Genomic DNA, 4,423 nt, shown 5'->3' on the forward strand with positions numbered 1-4,423 from the left:
GGGGGGGGGTGTGTTGGACGGGGGCGGCGCCGGGGGGGGCCGCCCCCCCCCCCCGCAGGCCCGCAGGCTCAAGGGGCCGGACGAGCTCAGCGTCGTCGCCTTCGAGCGCGGCCACTTCACCTCGTACTCCGCGTGCGGCATCCCGTACTGGGTGAGCGGCGACGTCGGCGGGCACGAGGAGCTGATCGCCCGCACCCCCGAGGAGCACCGGGCCCGCTCGATCGATCTGCGCACGCGCACCGAGGTGACCGAGATCGACGTCCGCGGGCGGCGGGTGCGCGCCCTGGACCGCGAGAGCGGTGAGAGGTACTGGACGGACTACGACAAGCTGGTGATCGCGACCGGGGCCCGGCCGGTCCGCCCGGACCTGCCCGGCGTGAACGCTCCGGGGGTGCACGGCGTGCAGACCCTGGACGACGGCCAGGCACTGCTGGAGTCCGTGGACCGGGCCCGCGGGCGGCGGGCCGTCGTCGTCGGCGCGGGCTACATCGGTGTGGAGATGGCCGAGGCGATGCTGAAGCGCGGCTTCGAGGTGACGGTCCTCAACCGCGGACAGCAGCCCATGGCCACCCTCGACCCGGACATGGGGCGGCTGGTCCACGAGGCCATGGACGGGCTGGGCATCACCACCGTGAACGGCGCCTCCGTCACCCGCGTCCTCACCGGTCCGGACGGGACGGTGACCGGGGTGGCCACGGAGGAGGAGAGCTACCCGGCGGACGTGGTCGTCCTCGGCATCGGCGTCGAACCCGAGACCACCCTGGCGCGCGAGGCCGGCCTGCCGCTCGGGCCGCACGGGGGCCTGCTGACGGACCTGTCGATGCGGGTCGTCGGACACGAGGACATATGGGCGGGCGGTGACTGCGTGGAGGTCCTGGACCTCGTCGCGGGCCGCACCCGCCACATCGCGCTCGGCACCCACGCCAACAAGCACGGCCAGATCATCGGAGCGAACGCCGGCGGTGGCTACGGCACCTTCCCGGGTGTCGTCGGCACGGCCGTGAGCAAGGTCTGCGACCTGGAGATCGCCCGCACCGGGCTCCGCGAGAAGGACGCGGCGGCGGTCGGCCTGCGGTACGTCACGGCGACGATCGAGTCGACGAGCCGGGCGGGCTACTACCCCGGGGCGCGGCCGATGACGGTGAAGATGCTCGCCGAGTACCGCACCGGCAGGCTCCTGGGCGTGCAGATCGTGGGCGGCGAGGGGGCGGCCAAGCGCGTGGACGTCGCGGCGGTCGCGCTCACCGCCGGCATGACGGTGGAGGCGATGACGGCACTCGACCTCGGCTACGCCCCGCCGTTCTCCCCGGTCTGGGACCCCGTCCTGGTGGCGGCGCGCAAGGCGGCCTCGGCGGTGCGCGAGGCGGGCAGCGCCTGAACGGCACCCGGAGGCGGGACGCCGGGCCGGTGACCGGCTCCCCCGGGACGCGTGCGCGCGTCCCCGGGGGAGCCGGTTCCTCAGCGGGCCGTCCGCTCGTGCACGTACTCCACCAGCCGCGTCAGCGCGTCCGGGTCCGTCGCGGGCATGACCCCGTGTCCCAGGTTGAAGACGTGTCCCTCCAGGCCGGCGGCCGCGTCGAGCACCTCGCGGGTCTTGGCCTCGACCGTCCCGGTCGGCGCGAAGAGGACCGCCGGGTCGAGGTTGCCCTGGAGCGCCTTGCCGGGGCCGACCCGTCGCGCGCCCTCGTCCATCGGCACCCGCCAGTCCACGCCGACGACGTCCGCCCCGGCCTCCCCCATCAGTCCGAGGAGCTCGCCGGTGCCGACGCCGAAGTGGATGCGCGGAACGCCGTACGGTGCGACGGCGTCGAAGACCTTCGCCGAGGCCGGCATGACGGAGCGGCGGTAGTCGGCCGGTGCCAGGGCGCCCACCCAGGAGTCGAAGAGCTGGACAGCCGAGGCGCCCGCCTCGATCTGGACCTTGAGGAAGGCGCCGGTGATCTCCGCGAGCCGGTCCAGGAGGTCCGCCCAGAGCCCGGGGTCGCCGTACATCATGGCCTTGGTGCGCTCGTGGTTGCGGGACGGGCCGCCCTCCACGAGGTAACTGGCGAGGGTGAAGGGCGCCCCGGCGAATCCGATCAGCGGTGTGGAGCCCAGCTCGGCGGTGAGCATGCCCATGGCCTCGGTGACGAAGGTGACGTCCTCGGGCGTGAGGTCGCGGAGGCGGGCCAGGTCGGCGCGGGTCCGCACGGGCTCGGCGATCACCGGGCCCACCCCGGGCTTGATGTCGAGGTCGATGCCGATGGCCTTGAGCGGGACGACGATGTCGCTGAAGAAGATCGCGGCGTCGACCTTGTGCCGGCGCACGGGCTGGAGCGTGATCTCGGTGACCAGCTCCGGCATCATGCAGGAGTCGAGCATCGCGATGCCCTCGCGGACCTTCAGGTACTCGGGCAGTGAGCGCCCCGCCTGGCGCATGAACCAGACCGGGGTGTGCGGCACGGGCTCGCGCCGGCACGCCTTGAGGAACGCCGACTCATGGGTGGCGGATGTCGTCTGCAGGCCCGGGGGGCGTTCGTTGGCACTCACACACCAAATCTTCGCACGTGGGCCGAAGGAGCCGGACCCCGCACGGGTGTCCCTCCCTGCGCGGAGCCCCGGTTCCGCCTACTCTTCCCGGCATGGCTCCGGCTCAGGGACAATATTCCGATCATTCCGACAGCACTGACAGCAAGGAGGGCGCGGAGGACGATTCCGTCCCGCCCGCGTTCCGGTCGGCGGTCGACGCGCTGCGCTCCGCCCGTGTGCGCCCCGAGCTGGAGGTGGAGCCGACCCGGCCGCCCCAGCGGCTCGCCCCGCATGCCTACGCCCTGGAGGCGGCGGTCGTGGAAGGCGAGGAGGACCTCGCCGACGGCCGTCTGGTCCTCCTCCATGATCCGTCCGGCCACGACGCCTGGCAGGGGACGTTCCGGTTGGTGACCCTCGTCCGGGCCGAACTGGAGCCGGAGATGGCCGCCGATCCGCTGCTTCCCGAGGTGTGCTGGTCCTGGCTGACGGGCGCGCTGGAGGCGCGGGGCCTGTCGTACGGGGAGGCGAGCGGCACGGTGACGCGGGCGGGCTCGCACTACTTCGGCGCCCTGTCCGCCCGCCGTCCGGCGACACAGATCGAGATCCGGGCCTCGTGGACGCCGCGCGAGGGACGCGGCGGGGTCCCCGACGTCGCGGCGCATCTCGTCGCGTGGAGCGACCTGCTCTGCCAGCTGGCCGGTCTGCCGCCGTCCGACGCGACGGACGGCACGGTGGTGACGCTGCCCCAGCGCCGCGGGCCCCAGGCGCCGTAACACTGCGTCACCTCGTCGGGAGCCGGTCGCACAGGGACCGGCTCTCTTTTCGTACAATCGATCGCGCGTCCTATTTGCCCGAATTGTTACTCACTAAATCGCGATCTTCCTCTAAAGGAGGACGTGCCTGCTGCCGAAGAGGTCAATGACCCTTCAAGCACGGTTCGCCCCGGCTTCATCCCCGAGCCGGCCCGTCCCGCCACTCCCCAGGAGGCCTGGTGTCCGTTCTCCTCGAGCAGCCCGCAAGCCTGGTCGCCTACCGCCCGAACAAACCGACGGCCATGGTCGTCGTGGCCGACCCGCGCGTCCGTTCCACCGTCACCCGCCATCTGTGGGCCCTCGGAGTTCGTGACGTCATCGAGGCGTCGTCCATCGCGGAGGCACGCCCCCGCGTCGGCAACCCGCGCGACATCTGCGTTGCCGACGTCCACCTGCCCGACGGTTCCGGGCTGACCCTGCTGTCCGAGACCCGAGCCGCCGGCTGGCCGAACGGCCTCGCCCTCTCGGCCGCCGACGACATCGGCGCCGTACGCAACGCCCTCGCGGGCGGTGTGAAGGGGTACGTCGTCACCGGCACCCGTACCAACATCGGCCACCCCACCCGCCCCGGCATGGCCCCGATCGGTGCCAACGCCGCCCGTATGCACCGCCGGCCTCCCGGGTCCCCGAGCCACCCGGGCGGCTACCGCGAACTCTCCGGCCGCGAGGTGGAGGTGCTCCGCCTGGTCGCCGAGGGCCAGTCCAACAAGGCCATCGGCGTCTCGATGGGCCTCTCCGCCCTGACCGTCAAGAGCCACCTCGCCCGCATCGCCCGCAAGCTGGGCACCGGCGACCGCGCGGGTATGGTCGCGGTCGCGCTGCGGACCGGCATCATCCACTGACCCGCTCCGCGACCTCCCCTCCCCCGCCCACGAATCAGTCACACCCCCACGACTTCCCGCACCCCACCACTTTCCCGGACCCCCACGGCCTCCCTCCTCCCACGCCCCCCTGCCGGGCCGGACCGGATCACCCCCGCCGGGTTCCGCCCCGTACGGGTGGACCGGACGCGCACGGATGCCCGCCCGGCCGGTTTACGTGCATCGGAGCCCGCCGACGGAACGTTCCGTCGGCGGGCTCCGCGCATACACAGATACCCTTGG

The 4,423-nt window shown here is 72.9% G+C and carries 4 protein-coding genes; 3 read left to right on the plus strand and 1 reads right to left on the minus strand.

Features of this window, described 5'->3' with window-relative positions; genetic code table 11:
• Positions 1-10 precede the first annotated feature (10 nt).
• Positions 11-1,378: an FAD-dependent oxidoreductase gene (locus ABZ371_RS29425; RefSeq protein WP_358685235.1), complete on the plus strand. Its 1,368-nt coding sequence runs from the start codon at positions 11-13 to the stop codon at positions 1,376-1,378.
• Positions 1,379-1,458: 80 nt separating this feature from the next.
• On the opposite strand, the gene hemE is transcribed toward ABZ371_RS29425, so the two are convergent.
• Complete coding sequence (gene hemE / locus ABZ371_RS29430; RefSeq protein ID WP_358685230.1) at positions 1,459-2,529, minus strand: uroporphyrinogen decarboxylase; 1,071 nt, start codon at positions 2,527-2,529, stop codon at positions 1,459-1,461.
• Positions 2,530-2,621: 92 nt separating this feature from the next.
• Here hemE and ABZ371_RS29435 point away from each other — a divergent pair, with 92 nt between their 5' ends.
• A complete protein-coding gene (locus ABZ371_RS29435) occupies positions 2,622-3,281 on the plus strand; it encodes a DUF3000 domain-containing protein (protein WP_358685232.1) in 660 nt (219 codons plus the stop codon).
• A gap of 218 nt (positions 3,282-3,499) precedes the next feature.
• A complete protein-coding gene (locus ABZ371_RS29440; protein WP_069169388.1) occupies positions 3,500-4,162 on the plus strand; it encodes a response regulator transcription factor in 663 nt (220 codons plus the stop codon).
• Positions 4,163-4,423: the final 261 nt, after the last annotated feature.

This window comes from Streptomyces sp. NPDC005899 (genome assembly GCF_040629645.1).
Classification (GTDB): Bacteria; Actinomycetota; Actinomycetes; order Streptomycetales; family Streptomycetaceae; genus Streptomyces.

Excerpts from the sequence above, each read along its gene's own strand:
- ABZ371_RS29435 (WP_358685232.1), top strand. The coding sequence starts at position 2,622 with ATGGCTCCGGCTCAGGGACAATATTCCGATCATTCCGACAGCACTGAC.